Genomic DNA, 16276 nt, shown 5'->3' on the forward strand with positions numbered 1-16276 from the left:
TGACTTAAAACACCGCCGGGAAGAATGACAACCCGCGCGCCAGCAGGTTCGCCGGATCTTTTGCCGGTTGCTGACCGTGGTTTTCCAGCGTCAGATTCTGCAACTCACCGTGAACATGCGTATTTTCCAGCACATAGCGGGTAAAGCGGACTTTCGCCCATGGATATGCCAGGAAAAGCGTAATCATGCACACCAGCGTATTGCTGATAGACAACCACAGCACGCGCCCAATAGTCACAGTCGATGAGAAGCGAATATGCCCGGCCAGCGTGACCTGCCCGTAAATATAATTACGCATTTTCACGAAGGCATAGATAAAGCAGACAATAATACCGAACAGGTAAACCAGATAGGCCAGCGCGATTTTGCCGTAGAATGGCCCGGCTAACATCGCCAGTTGTTCCGGGCTATCGCCCACAGCCTGAGAATATTGCATCAGCGTAAAGAAGGCCGGCACGATGATAAACAACGCCAGTGCCAGGAACGGGAAGAGCAGCAGCATGGAAAACAGCGCTATCCAGATGCACTTCTTGATGGAGTAGGTTGCGGCAAATTTCTGCGTACCGTACTGCAGATTATTCACCAGCATGCCATACCACTGGGCGGTGTAGACCCCCTGCATAATGGCGGAACCCAGCAGCAACGCCAGTGTACCAATGCCAATACCCACAATAATCGCGGTATAGGAACCCATGCTGAGAGTGCTCGACATAAACAGCGAAAACACCACCACAGAGACCGTCATAATTAACAACGGGCAGCCCAGCATAACCCACCAGGCGCGCAGCGGGCTGGCGTAAAAGCTAAAGCGCACATTATTAATTTCCGTCATCAGGAATTGATAACGCAGGCCCTGCGTCACCAGCCATGGGAAGAAAAGTAAAAACAACCCTATCATACATAGGGATAACACCACGTTATTATGCGCCATGTTAATCAGAAATATGATATACAGCACCATGAGGCACAGCCAGCCTACAAATACTGAACGTCCGGTGGCGTGGTAAGAAAAACGCGCCCCTTCCAGATCGGTATTCTCATAAAAATAACGGCGGGCACGCACCAGCGCCCAGGGCAGAAACAACCCGAGGGTAACGATGGTGAGTAAAACGTTTACCAGCCAGATCCAGAAATATCCCGCGCCACTGCCCTGGAACACAAAATTCCGGGAAGGCGTCGCCGCAGCACCACCATTTTCAAAAGTCATAACAATCCTTATCGTAAATCAGAAACAACGCTAATTAAGCCATAGAAATATTGCGGTATTTTTATTTCCGTTATTAAGTTTAGTAAACTTTGTACTAAAAATGTAGCGCCCAATATTACTGGTCTTGTCAGCACAGAAAAGTGATGGTATGGCAGGAAAACGACGATAAAAGCAAATAAAGGCCGAAGCAGAGTCCGGCCTTTTGGTTTTATATGAAAGGAGCTATCGGCATCACGCCGCGGGAAAGCAGGGCGATAAAACCTTTTTCAACCTGCTCGTCATGATCCGTCAACACTACGTCGTCCAAATCTCCTTCAACATGGGTATGAAGGGCCTGGTAACGGATAAAACGTATTTTCATCCACGGATAGGCAAGGCCGAGCGTGATCCCGGAGACGAAGACCAGCAAAACCAGTTGTATCACAACGCCATAGAACGTCAGGGTGGAAGTAAAACGAATACGTCCTTCCGCCAGCGTCAAACCATTCATTAAATGGTTGCGGAAGGCCTGCCAGAGATAAGCCGATGAGATAAGAATGCCGCCAATATAGAGCAGATAGCACAGCAGAATTTGCCCTGGAAACCCTGAGGGCTCGAAATCCTCCGAGCCGTTAATCGTATGCAGCATCGCCATACTGCTATTGGAGATCGAAAGTAAGTAAAACATTAGCCCCATAAACGGAACCAGAATACCTAATGAGAAGAGGCAGGCTTTAATACAGTACTTCGTGCTGACACGAATATCGAATTTATGGACGCCGAACTGACCACCTTTCCCGATCAGAGATAGCCATTTGGCATACACATAGCCATTGCTCACGCCCATGCCCACGATTCCGAGCAGTGCCAGCGTAATAATCTTCGCCAGTAAGCTGTCAAAATTGTAACCGCTGAACATCATACTCCCAATACCATAGAGAACCACGCATAATAAAATAGCCAGTAATGTCGGCAGGCCCATCATTACCCACCAGGCTTTTTTCATTGAACAATGAAAGGCGAAGCGGATATTATTTAATGTGGTCATCAGCGCATTATATTGCAGGCTTTTCACCATAAAAAAAGGCATGATCAACATTAGAAGAAATATCGCAATATAACCTAATAATGAATGAAGCATCTCTGCGGTATAGATAACGACAAAAAGGATTATTGACATTAACCAGAAACTTATAAACAGTGCGCCACCCTTTGCATGATAGCCAAAGCGTGCACCGTTTAACTCCATGTTTTCGTACACGTAGCGCCGGGAGCGCACCACTGCCCAGGGGATATACCCCCCTAACGTAATGATACTCAGCAGAACATTAACCAGAGAAATTAAAAAATAATCCAGACCCTTGCCATGAAATATAAATGTTTGTCGGGAATTATTCGTATAACGGATATCACCGTTCATAACTACATCATCCTTAAATATAAACATTGATTTGATAAATAATGATTATCACTTCCGTGAAGCGCGCTACGATAACGTATCCCCCTGTAAATCACATCACAATTAAACGACTTGCAGCCACTTTCAGAGAGTGCTATTAAATACGCGTATAAATGAATGTATTTTATTGAGTGAATGTATGAATGTTGTGGCCAAGCAGAGCGTGACATTACGCCGGATGACTGCCGACGATAATGCCGCGATTGCCTCCGTTATTCGTCGGGTTTCTGCCGAATACGGTCTTACCGCTGATAAAGGCTATACCGTGGCGGACCCCAATCTGGACGAGCTGTACCAACTCTACAGCCAGCCGGGGCACGCCTATTGGGTAGTGGAACAGGATGGCCAGGTGGTGGGCGGCGGCGGTGTCGCCCCGCTGAAATGTAGCGAGCCGGATATTTGCGAACTGCAAAAAATGTATTTCCTGCCTGCCGCGCGCGGTCAGGGGCTGGCGAAGAAACTGGCGCTGCTGGCGCTTGAACACGCCCGTACGCAGGGCTTCACCCGTTGTTATCTGGAAACTACCGCGTTCTTAAAAGAGGCGATTGGCCTGTATGAGCATCTCGGATTTAGCCATATCAGCGGGCCGCTGGGCTGTACCGGGCATGTGGATTGCGAAGTGCGAATGCTGAAAACACTGTAATTGTTCCCGGCCCTTTCCTTTTCTACCGGAAAGGACCGGAACCTCTTCTTTACTGATTCTCCGGCGCCATAATCAGACGAATCATTCCCGCAGCCTGATCCTGGGGCAACGTCAGCACGTTACGCCACAAATCCTGCACAATGTCGCAGGCGACTTTCTCTTTGCCGACGCCTTTGCGCGGGTCCGGCATGATCTCAATATCCTGACCGTATTTCTTGACCAGCGCCGCAATAATTGGCTGCAGATGCTGCTGAGCGTCCTGGCGCTCTTTATCTGTCACCGTGTGTCGGTTGACGCCGTAGGCAGCGCGCATCATCGCGGCATCAATATTCATGCGTTTCATCAGGAAATCGCTCGACAACATTTTCGCGGGATTGATCCCCCCTTTCACCGCCGGGAACAGGAAACGAAAGCAATTATCATCGCTGACTTTCTGAATGGCCACGGTTTGCTCCATATTGATCTGCATATAAGCAATCACGTTCTCATCCGGGGCGTTTTGTAAACGCACCATCTGTACGCCGACGATCTGCGGTTGAATATAATCAATAATCTGCTGAGGAGTTTTCCCCTCTTTTTCCATTTTTTTCGCCGTGCTGCGAATAGTTTCCAGCAACTGCGGTTCTTGTTCACGCAACACCTGGTATGTCGGCATGCTGCTTATCGCACGGAACGCCACGTCCATTTGCGACTCACCGCTATTTTGCAGTAAGGGTGCAATATACTGCCGATAGCCCACGTTCCAGACCACAATAGCAACCGCAACAATCACCGCCGAGGTGATGCCGCCGATTTTCCCTTTCCGGCGCAGATACTGCGTCAGTGCTGTCGCCAGGCCAGCGACGAGGGCGGAGAGTAGAATAGACGTCCAGTTCATTTCAGGTTCCTTGTAACCATTTTGCTGATTGTTGTACCAGCCCGGCGAGGATTGTCACCTGGCGAGCGAAATAACTACGGATTCTGGCAGGTCAGCCCGGCACGCCGCTGTGAAAACGAAACTCGGGATCCGGCGAGGTGATCAGTTCGGCTTCAATCTCACCGAAATAGCGAACCCGTGGCGCGATATCCGTTTCCGAGACCTGTTGTGCCAGCGCAAGATAATCCTGATAGTGGCGGGCTTCGGAACGCAGCAATGACAGATAGAATTTCTGTAATTCCTCTTCCAGATACGGGGCCAGCGCGGCAAAACGTTCGCAGGAGCGCGCCTCGATATAGGCACCGCAAATCAGCTTGTCGATAAGCGTAAGCGGCTCATGGGTACGCACACCTTTGAGCATCCCTTTCGCATAGCGGCTGGCAGTGATTTTCACATAAGGAATATTGCGGGCAAGCATAGCTTCGCGTACCTGCCAGAAATGGTGCAACTCTTCTTTGATAAGCAGCACCATGCTGTCGATCAGCGCCCTGCCCCACGGATCATCCGCTTTCGGCATCGCGCCTTTGGCGATCTGCTTGTGCAACGCCACAAAGTCCGGTTCCGGCCCTTCACGAAAGGTAAAAGCTTCATAGGGTTTCAGCCATTCAAGTAGCGCATCGGCCCCACTTTTATCCGCCACATATTTACGCACCAGCAGCATGGCGGTTTGCGCGGCTTTCAATTCGCAGACCATATGATCGGTGAGCAACAGCGGAAGGTTTTGCGGGTCGCGGGCTTTATCTATCCAGGCCTGAGGTGTTGGGCAATGCAGAAAGTGTAAAACCGGGGAGAGTATTTGCGGGTAATCCATGGCTGTTCCTTGCACTGCGGCAGCCGTAGCTGCCGCACAGGGAAGACTTAGTGACGTACGCCGTCGTCGTCTTCATCCTCGTATTCATCTTCGTCGCCGTCTTCGTCTTCACCGTTCGGGTCTTCGTAGTAGGTGCCCCAACCGTCATATTCGACATCAAATTTCTCGGCCAGGTTAATCAGTTGTTCCACCTGCGCGTCAATCAGCTCGGCTTTCAGGGCGGATTCGCTCAGAATGTCGCAGCAAATCACGACTTCGCCCTCTTCCAGCTCCAGCTCTTCCGGCTCGGTCACTTCGTAACCCAGTTTAAACGCTTCGACGGCCACTTTTTCCAGCGTCTCGAAGTCATCTGCCGACAGGTGATGCTCAATGGTGTAGAGCGCATCAGGATCGCTGCCATCTTCCAGCAATTCTTCAATAATCAGACGCGTCTCTTCGCGCTGTTCTTCCAGGTGTTCCGGGTTCGCCATGGCTCATTCCTCATAATGTGGCAGATAGAGATATTGTCACATACCGTTGGCAATGCCTCCACTCCTGGCGGAAAAGATTTATTCATTTGGCTTGCAAATGAATATTCATACATATAAATTGAATTTTAATTCAATAAGTGGCTTTAGCCAGGTGAGGGAACCATGTCGTCGTTTTACCAGAAACATTTTTTGAAATTGCTCGATTTTACCCCTGCTGAAATCAACGCTCTGCTGCAACTCGCCGCCAAACTGAAAGCCGATAAGAAAAACGGCAAAGAAGAACAAAAACTTACCGGCAAAAACATCGCGCTCATCTTCGAAAAGGACTCAACTCGCACCCGGTGCTCTTTCGAAGTTGCCGCATTTGACCAGGGCGCTCGCGTCACCTGGATCGGCCCAAGCGGCAGTCAGATTGGGCATAAAGAATCAATTAAGGATACCGCACGCGTACTCGGCAGAATGTACGACGGTATTCAGTATCGCGGTTATGGCCAGGAGATCGTCGAAACCCTGGCGCAGTTTGCCGGTGTTCCGGTGTGGAACGGCCTGACCAATGAGTTTCACCCGACGCAACTGCTGGCTGACCTGTTGACCATGCAAGAGCACCTGCCGGGCAAAGCGTTTAATGAAATGATGCTGGTTTATGCAGGCGACGCGCGTAACAATATGGGCAACTCCATGCTGGAAGCAGCGGCGATGACCGGGCTGGATTTACGCCTCGTCGCCCCGACAGCCTGCTGGCCGGAAGCCAGTCTGGTAGCGAAGTGTAAAGCGCTGGCGGAGAAAAACGGTGGCAATATTACACTGACCGAAGATATCGCCGCAGGGGTGAAAGGGGCAGACTTTATCTACACCGACGTGTGGGTATCGATGGGCGAGGCGAAAGAGAAGTGGGCCGAGCGCATTAACCTGCTGCGTCCATATCAGGTGAATAGCCAGATGCTGACGCTGACCGGTAACCCGGATGTGAAGTTCCTGCACTGCCTGCCTGCATTCCACGACGACCAGACGACGCTTGGCAAGAAGATGGCTGAAGAGTTCGGTCTGCACGGCGGAATGGAAGTGACCGACGAGGTGTTTGAATCATCGGCCAGTATTGTGTTTGATCAGGCGGAAAACCGCATGCACACCATCAAAGCGGTGATGGTCGCGACCCTGGCTCAGTAATCATTTCCACAGCGCGCTACGCCTACCGTGGCTACACTCAGGCGTAGCCCGGATGAGCGCAGCGCAACCGGGAAAATCACCCGCATCTCAAAAATTGAATTTATACCGCTCGGCAACGATAAGCTGCTCGCCGTAGTGAATAGGCTGGTAGTCGGCATCCAGAATCAGCGTCTTCATTAAAAACAGCGGCTCTCCGAGCGGCTGTTCCAGCAGCGTTGCCGTCTCGCCGTGGGCGCGCACCATCTCCACGGTAGTCTCCCCGGCATGGGTCGGGCGAATCGCGTACTTTTCGCGTAAAAGCTGATACAACGAACCGCTCAGATCTTCCTGTTGTAAAAAACCAAATCGCTTGAGCGAGTAGTAGTTATTCTCCAGCATCAAAGGATGGTCCCCCGCGCGACGCAGGCGTTGAATATAGAGCAGCGAGTCGTCGTCAGCTAAGCGCAGCGCTTCGCGAACATGGTGATAATCGTCGAGGATAGCGGTACGCAGCACCTTGCTGGCGGTAGTCAGATGGCTGCTGTCACAGGCATCGGTAAAGCTCAGCAGATGCACCACTTTACGTTCAATCTTCGGCAGACAAACAAAGGTGCCCTTTCCCTGTTTCTTGACCAGATAGCCTTCGTCCACCAGCTCTTTAATAGCGTTACGCACCGTCACACGGCTAATGTCATACAGCTCACTCAGCTCAACTTCGGTGGGTATTTTCGCCCCTTCCGCAAGTTTACCGGAGGAGATATCGCTGAGGATTTTGTCCTTCAACTGTCTGTATAGCGGGACAGCGGTATGCTGTTGCAGTCCATTACTCAACATCGCGTTTTCACCAACAGGGCCAATGATTTGAACCCGGATTATAGTCGATGCGCGCACGGCAAACTATGCCGGCGCGCATAGCGGGCTTAAACCCAGGCGGAGATGGCCGCAAAAATGGCGCTGGTGATCCACAGCAGCGGAAACAGGCGCATAATCACCCGCAGCCACTGACCAAACCCTACGCGCGCAATCGACAACCCGGCCAGCAGCACACCGCCGGTGGGCGAAATAAGATTGGTCAGCCCGTTACCAAATTGATAGGCCATCACCATCGCCTCTTTATTGATGTTAACCAGATCGCCCAGCGGTGCGAGCACCGGCATGGTTAACGCCGCTTCCCCCGAAGAGGACGGCACGAAGAAGGTGATGATGTTATGGCTCACCAGCATCAGCGTCGTAAAAGCATACTGCGGCAAACCATCCAGCATTTCCGACAGGCCATAGAGCAGGGTGTCGATGATTTTGCCGTTATCCGCCACAACCAGAATGCCGCGCGCCAGGCCAATAACGACCGCAGCATAGACAAATTCTTTGCAGCCATCGACAAAGCTTTCCGCCACATCGCTCACAGACATTCTGTTGACGATACCGGCAAACAGCCCCAGCGCTAAAAAGACGGTACCAATCTCCACCATATACCAGCCACGGGTGATGAGCCCCCAGGAGATGACCGCCAGCGCGAGTACAAAGGCGATGATGATCAACCGGTCACTCAGCGAAAAGTGTACCGTTCCTGTCTGCTCTCCCATAAACAGCGAGCGGTTCTGGGAGTCGCTTTCATACGACGGTGATTTGCTCGGGTCACGCTTCACGCGATGGGCGTACCACATGGTGAAGATAATCGACATCGCGGTAAAGACCACCCAGGCAATGGCGCGCAGCCAGAGCTGTGGGTTGCCCTGAATACCGGCAACGCCCTGGGCGATAAGCACGGAAAAGGGGTTGGTCATCGCGCCGACGTAGCCAATCTGCGTCCCCAGAAATAAGATCAAAATGGCGGTGAGGGAGTCATAGCCCAGTGCGAACATCAGTGAAATGAAGATGGCATAGAGCGGAATGACCTCTTCGCTCATGCCGAAAGTCGCACCGCCCAGGCTAAACAGCGTCATCGACAGTGGAATCACCAGAATCCCTTTGCCTGCCAGCCGCTGCGCCAGCGCAAGCAGGCCGCGCTCAATGGCGCCGGTCCGCATAATAATGCCAAACGCGCCACCGACTATCAGCACAAAGGCGATCACATCGGCTGCTTTAATGATGCCTTCTAAGGGAGCGGCAAGAATGGCCGAAAGCCCCTGTCGTAAGTCACCATCAGCGGTGACTTTTTCAAGTACATGATAAGAGCCGGGCACCACCAGGCTTTTGGTCTCGCCACCCGGTAAAGTGACCGCGTGATAGTCAAAGCTGCCGCTGGGGATGCACCACGTTAAAACGGCAACCACAACAATGATAAAAAAGATCAGAGCGTAGCAGTGGGGTACGGCCCATTTTATTGTTGGAATACGCATAATCTGCCTCGGTAAGAATTCGCTTTATCGCCTGTCATCACGTCGTCTGTGCGCGTGAAGGCGGGCGTCTATAAAACATCGTGTGTTGTACGGCCATCCATCAGGGTCAGCACCACGCGCGCGTTACGCACTTCATCATCGGCACAGGTGAGCAGGTTGCGGTCGAACACGGCAATATCCGCGCGCTTGCCCACGGCCAGACTTCCGGTCTGTGCCCCCATGCCATGCTGAACGGCGGCGTTGATGGTCCAGGCTTTCAGAAGCTGTGTTCGCGTCATTCCGTGTTCGCGATACCACCCTTCTGGTGGCGAACCATCGGCAAAATGGCGACAGCAGGCCGCATAGATCGCATCGGGAATATTGGGGATAAACAGCGGCAAATCAGTGCCGATGGTCACCAGAACCCCGGCATTAAACAGCGCGGCATAGTTAAAGAACTGCCTCTCTCTGGCTTCGCCTCCGCGCTCACGCATATATGCGTCAGACGCGCTCTGATTAAGCAGCAGTATCTGCGCGTAGACCTCAGCAGAAAGGCCCAGTGCCGCAAGACGTGGGATATCGTCCGGATGCGGGCACTCGAGATCGCTTAAGGCGTGATGGCGCACTCGGGGAAGATTGGCACGATGACATTCCGCGAAAATATCGATGCAATGACGTATGGCGGCATCCCCTTCGGCGTTCAGGCAGCAATTAAACCCAAGCCGGTCGGCCTCCAGCACCTGTTGGCGCAACAGCGCGTAATCCACCGGTTTTTCGTTATGCGTGTGCGGCCGGTCGGTATAAGGCTGCAACATGTCGCCGGTGTAATCGGCAATTACGCCATCCACCATAAATTTAAAGCCATGAAAACGCAGCCAGTCAGAGTGAAAACGGTCACGCGCCTGGCGGGCAAAAGTAAAATTAGCGGCGCTGGCCACTGGCTCACTGACCAGGCTGACGCGCAGTGACAGTTCATCATTCGCCTCAAGCCCGGCCCAGGCGTCCAGCAGCGCGGGAGCATCATCAAAACAGACATCTTTAATTGCCGTTATACCGCGCGTCGCCAGCATCGCCATAAAGGCGCGCAACTCTTCTTTTACCTGCCCCGCGTCGTTAAGCATTTCTGTAAGCAGGTGCACACGTGACTCCGCGCTACAGTCGTCAGGCGTGAACCCGTAGCGAGCGATCGCTGCCTGATTCATCCAGCAATAGCTCTTCTCACTATTAATCGCGACCACCGGGCGATGGGGAAAAGCGTCGTCAAGTTCTGTACTGGCAGGTAACGCTCCCCACTGCGCCACAGACCAGCCCCACGCGTACAGGCTTTTTCCGGCAGGCAGATCCTGCTCCGCTTTTTTGAGCAGCAATAGTGCCGCCGCGCTAGTGTTCGTGGCGCTAAGATCCACGCCGCGATGCATGCTCATATACCCCGTGAAAAAGGTGTGATTATCACAAAAACCAGGACAAATTAGCCGCTCGCCGAGATCGCGAAAATGGGTAGTGGGGCCGCGCCACGGGCTAATATCTTCATCGTTTGCAAGTATCGCTGAAATAACGCCGTGGTTTATAACAATATATCCAGAAAATAATTCATCGCTGTCGGCAGTAAATATATTATCCGACCGCAGAATAAGATCAGCAGTATGATATTCAGGCATAACTCTTTCCTTATTGGGGAAAAAGCGCAAAACCGCGCCCCTTCCCCTCATAAAATGAGCGAAATAAAAACCTATTTAGATAGCGTTATTTAATAGCGAACACCGTAGCCGAAAGCCCCCTCTTTGAGGCAGATTTTCGCCGAAAATAATGCGGCTTGCTTAAGGCTTGCAGGAATCGCTTCTTCATCCGGGATATTTGTCTGTGCAAGATAATGGCACAGGAAGGCGGTAATAAACGCGTCGCCTGCCCCCATCGTATCAACAGGGGTGACATATTCCGGGGCCTGTTGATACCACTGTTTGCCATCAAACAGAATTGCCCCTTCGCTGCCACGCGTGGCACAGACAATTCGACTGCCACTATTGTGCGCCTGCTGAATAATGTCTCGCGTCTGCTCAAGGCTGTAATCAGCGCAGGAGAAAAAGGCAAAGTCGACATACTGGCAAAGCGGCAACGCCTCTTCGAGCACAAAATCATCCGAGAAGTCATACGAGACGGGCACACCCAGTTGCTGTAATGCCGGAAACTGTTCTTCCATATAGCTATAACAACCGCTGTGAATGAGAGAATATTCCCGCAGATAGTCCGTATGATGGAAAATAAAATCCATTGAGGTTGTTTTACGAATACCTCCGGCATTTGATCCGAGAAATATTCGCTCGCCATCTTCTATTTTAAGCTGCGCACAACCATTCTCCCCGGAGACATATAAACAGTGCGGATGTCTGACACCCAGTTCGTCCAGTACGGAAATAACATGTTTTGCCGCGCTGTCATTGCCAAAAATACCCAGATACGCCGCTTCATGGCCCAGCATAGAGGCATAAGCTGCAAAATTAAGCGCATTGCCGCCTGGGTACATCGTACGAATATGGGCATATTGATCGACGACATTATCGCCAACGCCTATGACTTTCATCATGCTCTCCTTAATACGCGACTTGTCCCATATAGCGACGTGTTTCCAGCGGGTGTTGACGAATATCCGCCAGCGCCGAACGATATTCACACATAATGCTGTAGAACAGCACCGGGTTAAAGAACTCCACGACGCGCGGAGGGAGCACGCCAATACCCAGCTCTTTTGCATCAACCACTTCCACTTTTTCTGCGTAGGTGGAAAGGAAAGCGTTAGCCCGCTCATCCATCACGCGGGTGCGACCTTCGTTCATCAGTAAGATAAACGGCGTCTCTTTATCGGTCACTTCAAACGGCCCGTGGAAATATTCGCCGGAGTGAATGGGCGCGGCGTGCAGCCACTGCATCTCCATTAACGAACAGATGGCGAAGCCGTAAGCATGGCCATAGGACGCACCGCTGGAAAGGATATAAAACAATTTTTCGTCCTGATAACGACGGGCAAAGCGCTGGCAGCGGTCAGCCACCTGTTGACGCGCCTTTGCAATAACGCCGTTGATTTGTTCCATGCCCTGCTGAAAATCCGCATAAGCCGCATAGCCTTCCACCTGATTGAGTACCTCGACGCACAGGCTGAGGATAATCGCCATCGGGTTATCAACGACATTGGTATCGTTGCCCCAGGCATACAGAATATTATGGCTGGCGTGCTGAATAAGCTTCGCCTGTTCGTTGTGGGTCAGGGTCACGGTTTGCGCCTGATGCGCACGCGCCAGTTTTGCCGCCGCGACCGATTCCGGCGTATTGCCGCCGTGCGAACAGACAATGACCAGTGAGTTTTCACTGAGGGTTTTCGGGGTGGCATAAACAAACTCATTCGCGGTGTACATGCCCACATGTAGCGTGGTGGCTTCGCTGTCGAAGAAGTATTTTGCCGGATACATATCCACCAGCGAACCGCCGCATGCCACCAGAAACACCTGGCGAATCCCGCCATTGTCTTTAACATTGCCCGCCAGTTTTTCAATAATTTCTTTGATATTCATAACGTTGAAAATCTCCACATAAGTTAGACGCAGGGATATTGAATTCGGGATAACATTAATACGTTATAATACGTATTAATGAGATCGCCATCATGTTTTCGTTATGCGATGTGGTAAGGGGAAGCCAGGCAGGGAGAGAGAGTGGAAAGTCAGATTCGTTGGGTGCGCTGTTCGGGTAGCTCTGATAAGGGTGGAGGGGTAGTTGGATGTTTTCCCGGGCTACCACGCGCGATCGCTCCCCTCACCCCGGTGGGATGAGGGGAAACGGGTAACGCGAGTCAGGCTACTAAAACCTTCACAACCACTTTACGCACCTGTGCGGGCGCGCCCACGGCACACAGCGGTTTATGGACTTCGCCTGGGTAGAACACCACAAAATCCCCTTCGCTCAGCACCACCGTTTTTTCCTGGCCGCCTTCCGGCAGGAATGCGATATCTTTATCTGCCAGCCAGTCGGTGTCCGGCGCGCCTGCGGGCAGCGTACTGAATGTCATCCCTTCCTGACCTTTGAGCACAATCTGGATATCCAGATAACGGGCGTGATATTCCGCGCGGCGCTCGGCAAACGGCTGAGTCATGTCTTCAGAAACGAGATAAAACAGGTTGTTACCGTCAATATCGTGCTTCCCGGTCGGGGTGGCATCCGTCACGTGGGCTTTGACATGTTCAATGGCCTGGCGCAGTTCTTCCGGCAACCAGCTTTGTAAGTGGTGAATGTTGCCAACGATCATAGCTATCTCCTCAAGATAAAACATCGTTTCATTTTTAGCTTTTATACGGAAAAATGGCGATGCTCACCACCCCTTTTTAGCGAAGAGTTGCGCTTGCGCATGTTTATTCCACCGGATTGTCAGTACGACTATTCACACGCCCGTAAAGTAATTATTTATTTATTAAATATGCATTTATATGCAAATAAACCGATTGCCTGACGCAAATGTTGCATTAATCGCTTGAAACCGAAAAGTAGCTGAGTATAATCGCGGACAATTTGCCGGGAGGAAGCATGGTCCAGTGTGTTCGACATAATGTCCCTGGGCGTCTGAAAAAGGACGCAGGCCTGCCGTTTTTCTTCCCGTTGCCCACCCCATTCCATAGCCCCTCTATTGAGGGGCTTTTTTTTGCGCAGTCGTCAGGAGATAAACATGGCTAACCCGCTATATCAAAAACATATCATTTCCATAAACGATCTCAGCCGCGAAGAACTTGAACTGGTGCTGAATACTGCCGCCCGGTTGAAAGCCAACCCGCAGCCGGAGTTACTCAAGCACAAAGTGATCGCCAGTTGCTTCTTTGAAGCCTCAACGCGTACCCGCCTGTCGTTTGAGACCTCCATGCATCGCCTGGGGGCGAGCGTGGTGGGTTTTTCTGACAGCAGCAACACCTCGCTCGGCAAGAAGGGCGAAACGCTGGCGGATACGATTTCAGTTATCAGCACCTATGTGGACGCGATTGTGATGCGCCACCCACAGGAAGGCGCCGCCCGTCTGGCGACCGAATTTTCCGGCGGCATTCCTGTTCTGAACGCGGGCGACGGTGCTAACCAGCATCCGACTCAGACCCTACTGGATCTGTTCACCATTCAGGAAACCCAGGGCCGCCTGGAGAACCTCAACATCGCGATGGTCGGTGACCTGAAATATGGCCGTACCGTGCACTCGCTGGCGCAGGCGCTGGCGAAGTTCAACGGCAACCGTTTCTACTTTATCGCCCCGGATGCGCTGGCCATGCCGCAGTACATTCTCGACATGCTCGATGAGAAAGGGCTGGCGTGGAGCATTCACGCCAGCATCGAAGAGGTGATGGCTGAGGTCGATATTCTGTATATGACCCGCGTGCAGAAAGAGCGTCTGGATCCATCAGAATATGCCAACGTCAAAGCCCAGTTCATCCTGCGCGCCAGCGACCTTATCGGCGCACGCGGCAACATGAAAGTACTGCACCCGCTGCCACGCGTTGATGAGATCACTACCGACGTGGATAAAACGCCGCACGCCTGGTATTTCCAACAGGCCGGTAATGGCATCTTTGCGCGCCAGGCACTGCTGGCACTGGTTCTGAATAGTGATTTGGCTCTGTAGGAGGAAGCGACAATGACACACGACAATAAACTCCAGGTTGAAGCGATCAATCGCGGTACGGTGATTGACCACATTCCGGCACAGGTAGGTTTTAAGCTGCTGACGCTATTCAAGCTGACGGAAACGGAGCAGCGTATCACTATCGGTCTGAACCTGCCGTCAGGCGAAATGGGCCGCAAGGACCTGATCAAAATCGAAAATACCTTCCTGACGGATGAGCAGGTTAACCAACTGGCGCTGTATGCCCCGCAGGCGACGGTAAACCGCATCGACAACTATGAAGTGGTGAGCAAGTCTCATCCGAATCTGCCGGATCGCATCGACAGCGTGCTGGTCTGCCCGAACAGCAACTGTATCAGCCACGCTGAACCGGTCGCCTCCAGCTTCGCGGTGAAGAAACGCCCACACGATATCGCCCTGAAATGCAAATACTGTGAAAAAGAGTTTTCGCATTCTGTGGTACTGGCAGGGTAATTGATGCAAAGGTGTACTCAAGTCAGTGACTGGGGCGAACAAACCTGGCCAACAAGCATGCAACTTGAAGTATGACGGGTATAATGAGCCCCGACCTTATTACCGCTGTAATTCAGGAGAAATCATGAGCAAAACTATCGCGACGGAAAATGCACCAGCAGCAATCGGCCCTTATGTTCAGGGTGTTGATCTCGGCAGCATGATCATCACCTCCGGTCAGATCCCGGTGGATCCGAAAACCGGTAGCGTGCCGGACGACGTTTCTGCCCAGGCGCGTCAGTCGCTGGAAAATGTGAAAGCTATCGTGGAAGCCGCAGGCCTTAAAGTGGGCGATATCGTGAAAACGACGGTGTTTGTGAAAGATCTGAACGACTTCGCTACCGTTAACGCGACCTACGAAGCATTCTTTACCGAGCACAACGCCACCTTCCCGGCGCGTTCGTGCGTAGAAGTGGCGCGTCTGCCGAAAGATGTGAAAATCGAGATTGAAGCCATCGCAGTACGCCGCTAAGGCTTTCCCGGATGCGGCGCAAGCGCCTTATCCGGGCACCACGTAGCCCCGGTTAGCGCAGCGCCACCGGGGATCTCCCCCACACATGCCTTAAAGTGACTCATCTGCCAAAGGCGGTAAAAATCGCGATTGAAGCCATCGTGGTACGCCGCTAATCTCGCTGAAAACATATTAATAGCCGCCATGGAGGGGTGATCATGGCAAAAGTACGTTTCACTGAGGAGCAGATTGCTGATTTTCTTCAACAATCCAAAAATGGGGTTCCCAACAACGTATTGTGCGAGAAATTTGGATTCAGCCCGAGCACGCTTCGACGCTGGCAAGAATTACACGCCCAACGGATACGCGATGAGTTAAAACAAGCAGAAAAAACCGCGTCCTACGTCTTTCTGGGCTTCTTGATTTCGACTTTACTGCTCGCTTTTATTTTCTCAAAACCCGTTGCCAGTTGGGTCATTCCCTTTGTCTTACTTTACTGCCTGCGTTACATCCGCCGCTATCGTGCGCTGTCTGCAGAACATATCAAGGAAGGAGATACCTCCCTCGCACGTTCAGGCTTAGGAGCGGATAATGTCTTTTATCAGTTAAGCTGGTGCCTGATTATTCTTTTCCTCTGCTCACTGGGGTATCTGTTCGTGCACCTGATCTTGAGATAATCGACCTGAACAAAACGGCTTCAGGTCGATTATTACAGCAAG

Annotated in this window: 18 protein-coding genes; 7 read left to right on the top strand and 11 right to left on the bottom strand. The window is 51.9% G+C overall.

Annotation, left to right across the window (positions count from 1 at the left end; translation table 11 throughout):
- Window positions 1–4: 4 nt before the first annotated feature.
- The gene (locus C5523_RS24310; protein WP_107223507.1) at window positions 5–1207 is read right to left on the bottom strand and encodes a YjgN family protein; all 1203 of its coding nucleotides are present in this window, start codon (window positions 1205–1207) and stop codon (window positions 5–7) included.
- Between the two features lie 208 nt (window positions 1208–1415).
- On the bottom strand, window positions 1416–2606 hold the full coding sequence (locus C5523_RS24315) for a YjgN family protein (protein WP_172960914.1): 1191 nt from the start codon (window positions 2604–2606) through the stop codon (window positions 1416–1418).
- 178 nt (window positions 2607–2784) lie between these two features.
- Between C5523_RS24315 and C5523_RS24320 the strand changes: the two genes are divergently transcribed.
- Complete coding sequence (locus C5523_RS24320) at window positions 2785–3288, top strand: GNAT family N-acetyltransferase (RefSeq protein ID WP_039077718.1); 504 nt, start codon at window positions 2785–2787, stop codon at window positions 3286–3288.
- 49 nt (window positions 3289–3337) lie between these two features.
- On the opposite strand, the gene C5523_RS24325 is transcribed toward C5523_RS24320, so the two are convergent.
- From C5523_RS24325 to rraB, 3 genes are all read right to left on the bottom strand, one after another.
- Window positions 3338–4165, bottom strand: coding sequence for a hypothetical protein (locus C5523_RS24325; RefSeq protein ID WP_039077719.1), 828 nt, complete (start codon window positions 4163–4165; stop codon window positions 3338–3340).
- A 91-nt stretch (window positions 4166–4256) separates the two neighbouring features.
- Window positions 4257–5015, bottom strand: coding sequence for a tRNA isopentenyl-2-thiomethyl-A-37 hydroxylase MiaE (miaE, locus tag C5523_RS24330; RefSeq protein ID WP_039077720.1), 759 nt, complete (start codon window positions 5013–5015; stop codon window positions 4257–4259).
- Between the two features lie 47 nt (window positions 5016–5062).
- Window positions 5063–5485, bottom strand: coding sequence for a ribonuclease E inhibitor RraB (rraB, locus tag C5523_RS24335; RefSeq protein ID WP_039077721.1), 423 nt, complete (start codon window positions 5483–5485; stop codon window positions 5063–5065).
- Between the two features lie 162 nt (window positions 5486–5647).
- Between rraB and argF the strand changes: the two genes are divergently transcribed.
- Window positions 5648–6652 (top strand): ornithine carbamoyltransferase, encoded by a 1005-nt coding sequence (argF, locus tag C5523_RS24340; RefSeq protein WP_108702143.1) that lies wholly within the window; start codon window positions 5648–5650, stop codon window positions 6650–6652.
- Between the two features lie 87 nt (window positions 6653–6739).
- Here argF and C5523_RS24345 read toward each other — a convergent pair whose 3' ends face one another.
- The 6 genes from C5523_RS24345 to C5523_RS24370 form a co-directional block, all read right to left on the bottom strand.
- Window positions 6740–7465, bottom strand: a complete 726-nt coding sequence (locus C5523_RS24345; protein ID WP_039077723.1) for a GntR family transcriptional regulator — start codon at window positions 7463–7465, stop codon at window positions 6740–6742.
- Window positions 7466–7551: 86 nt separating this feature from the next.
- Window positions 7552–8970, bottom strand: a complete 1419-nt coding sequence (locus tag C5523_RS24350; RefSeq protein WP_108702144.1) for a YfcC family protein — start codon at window positions 8968–8970, stop codon at window positions 7552–7554.
- A gap of 68 nt (window positions 8971–9038) precedes the next feature.
- A complete protein-coding gene (locus C5523_RS24355; RefSeq protein WP_108702145.1) occupies window positions 9039–10607 on the bottom strand; it encodes an amidohydrolase in 1569 nt (522 codons plus the stop codon).
- An 89-nt stretch (window positions 10608–10696) separates the two neighbouring features.
- Window positions 10697–11527: a PfkB family carbohydrate kinase gene (locus C5523_RS24360; RefSeq protein WP_108702146.1), complete on the bottom strand. Its 831-nt coding sequence runs from the start codon at window positions 11525–11527 to the stop codon at window positions 10697–10699.
- A 10-nt stretch (window positions 11528–11537) separates the two neighbouring features.
- Window positions 11538–12512, bottom strand: coding sequence for an SIS domain-containing protein (locus C5523_RS24365; protein ID WP_039077727.1), 975 nt, complete (start codon window positions 12510–12512; stop codon window positions 11538–11540).
- A 278-nt stretch (window positions 12513–12790) separates the two neighbouring features.
- Window positions 12791–13243: a YhcH/YjgK/YiaL family protein gene (locus C5523_RS24370; protein ID WP_039077728.1), complete on the bottom strand. Its 453-nt coding sequence runs from the start codon at window positions 13241–13243 to the stop codon at window positions 12791–12793.
- Between the two features lie 275 nt (window positions 13244–13518).
- On the opposite strand from C5523_RS24370, the gene pyrL reads away from it, so the two are divergent.
- From pyrL to C5523_RS24400, 5 genes are all read left to right on the top strand, one after another.
- Complete coding sequence (gene pyrL, locus C5523_RS27530) at window positions 13519–13665, top strand: pyr operon leader peptide (protein ID WP_072039708.1); 147 nt, start codon at window positions 13519–13521, stop codon at window positions 13663–13665.
- Window positions 13658–14593 carry an aspartate carbamoyltransferase gene (gene pyrB, locus C5523_RS24380; RefSeq protein ID WP_039077730.1) on the top strand — a complete coding sequence of 312 codons (936 nt, stop codon included), beginning with the start codon at window positions 13658–13660 and terminating at the stop codon, window positions 14591–14593. Before pyrL ends, pyrB begins: the two co-directional genes overlap by 8 nt.
- Window positions 14594–14605: 12 nt before the next feature.
- Complete coding sequence (gene pyrI / locus C5523_RS24385; protein WP_039077731.1) at window positions 14606–15067, top strand: aspartate carbamoyltransferase regulatory subunit; 462 nt, start codon at window positions 14606–14608, stop codon at window positions 15065–15067.
- A 124-nt stretch (window positions 15068–15191) separates the two neighbouring features.
- The gene (ridA, locus tag C5523_RS24390) at window positions 15192–15578 is read left to right on the top strand and encodes a 2-iminobutanoate/2-iminopropanoate deaminase (protein WP_012134342.1); all 387 of its coding nucleotides are present in this window, start codon (window positions 15192–15194) and stop codon (window positions 15576–15578) included.
- A gap of 197 nt (window positions 15579–15775) precedes the next feature.
- The gene (locus C5523_RS24400; protein WP_108702148.1) at window positions 15776–16234 is read left to right on the top strand and encodes a transposase; all 459 of its coding nucleotides are present in this window, start codon (window positions 15776–15778) and stop codon (window positions 16232–16234) included.
- Window positions 16235–16276 lie beyond the last annotated feature (42 nt).

This window comes from Phytobacter sp. SCO41 (assembly GCF_003073275.1).
GTDB lineage: Bacteria > Pseudomonadota > Gammaproteobacteria > Enterobacterales > Enterobacteriaceae > Phytobacter > Phytobacter diazotrophicus.

Bases quoted from the DNA above. Each gene is read 5' to 3' on its own strand.
- C5523_RS24310 (WP_107223507.1), bottom strand. From the start codon at position 1,207: ATGACTTTTGAAAATGGTGGTGCTGCGGCGACGCCTTCCCGGAATTTT.
- C5523_RS24315 (WP_172960914.1), bottom strand. From the start codon at position 2,606: ATGAACGGTGATATCCGTTATACGAATAATTCCCGACAAACATTTATA.
- C5523_RS24320 (WP_039077718.1), top strand. From the start codon at position 2,785: ATGAATGTTGTGGCCAAGCAGAGCGTGACATTACGCCGGATGACTGCC.
- C5523_RS24325 (WP_039077719.1), bottom strand. From the start codon at position 4,165: ATGAACTGGACGTCTATTCTACTCTCCGCCCTCGTCGCTGGCCTGGCG.
- miaE (WP_039077720.1), bottom strand. From the start codon at position 5,015: ATGGATTACCCGCAAATACTCTCCCCGGTTTTACACTTTCTGCATTGC.
- rraB (WP_039077721.1), bottom strand. From the start codon at position 5,485: ATGGCGAACCCGGAACACCTGGAAGAACAGCGCGAAGAGACGCGTCTG.
- argF (WP_108702143.1), top strand. From the start codon at position 5,648: ATGTCGTCGTTTTACCAGAAACATTTTTTGAAATTGCTCGATTTTACC.
- C5523_RS24345 (WP_039077723.1), bottom strand. From the start codon at position 7,465: ATGTTGAGTAATGGACTGCAACAGCATACCGCTGTCCCGCTATACAGA.
- C5523_RS24350 (WP_108702144.1), bottom strand. From the start codon at position 8,970: ATGCGTATTCCAACAATAAAATGGGCCGTACCCCACTGCTACGCTCTG.
- C5523_RS24355 (WP_108702145.1), bottom strand. From the start codon at position 10,607: ATGCCTGAATATCATACTGCTGATCTTATTCTGCGGTCGGATAATATA.
- C5523_RS24360 (WP_108702146.1), bottom strand. From the start codon at position 11,527: ATGAAAGTCATAGGCGTTGGCGATAATGTCGTCGATCAATATGCCCAT.
- C5523_RS24365 (WP_039077727.1), bottom strand. From the start codon at position 12,512: ATGAATATCAAAGAAATTATTGAAAAACTGGCGGGCAATGTTAAAGAC.
- C5523_RS24370 (WP_039077728.1), bottom strand. From the start codon at position 13,243: ATGATCGTTGGCAACATTCACCACTTACAAAGCTGGTTGCCGGAAGAA.
- pyrL (WP_072039708.1), top strand. From the start codon at position 13,519: ATGGTCCAGTGTGTTCGACATAATGTCCCTGGGCGTCTGAAAAAGGAC.
- pyrB (WP_039077730.1), top strand. From the start codon at position 13,658: ATGGCTAACCCGCTATATCAAAAACATATCATTTCCATAAACGATCTC.
- pyrI (WP_039077731.1), top strand. From the start codon at position 14,606: ATGACACACGACAATAAACTCCAGGTTGAAGCGATCAATCGCGGTACG.
- ridA (WP_012134342.1), top strand. From the start codon at position 15,192: ATGAGCAAAACTATCGCGACGGAAAATGCACCAGCAGCAATCGGCCCT.
- C5523_RS24400 (WP_108702148.1), top strand. From the start codon at position 15,776: ATGGCAAAAGTACGTTTCACTGAGGAGCAGATTGCTGATTTTCTTCAA.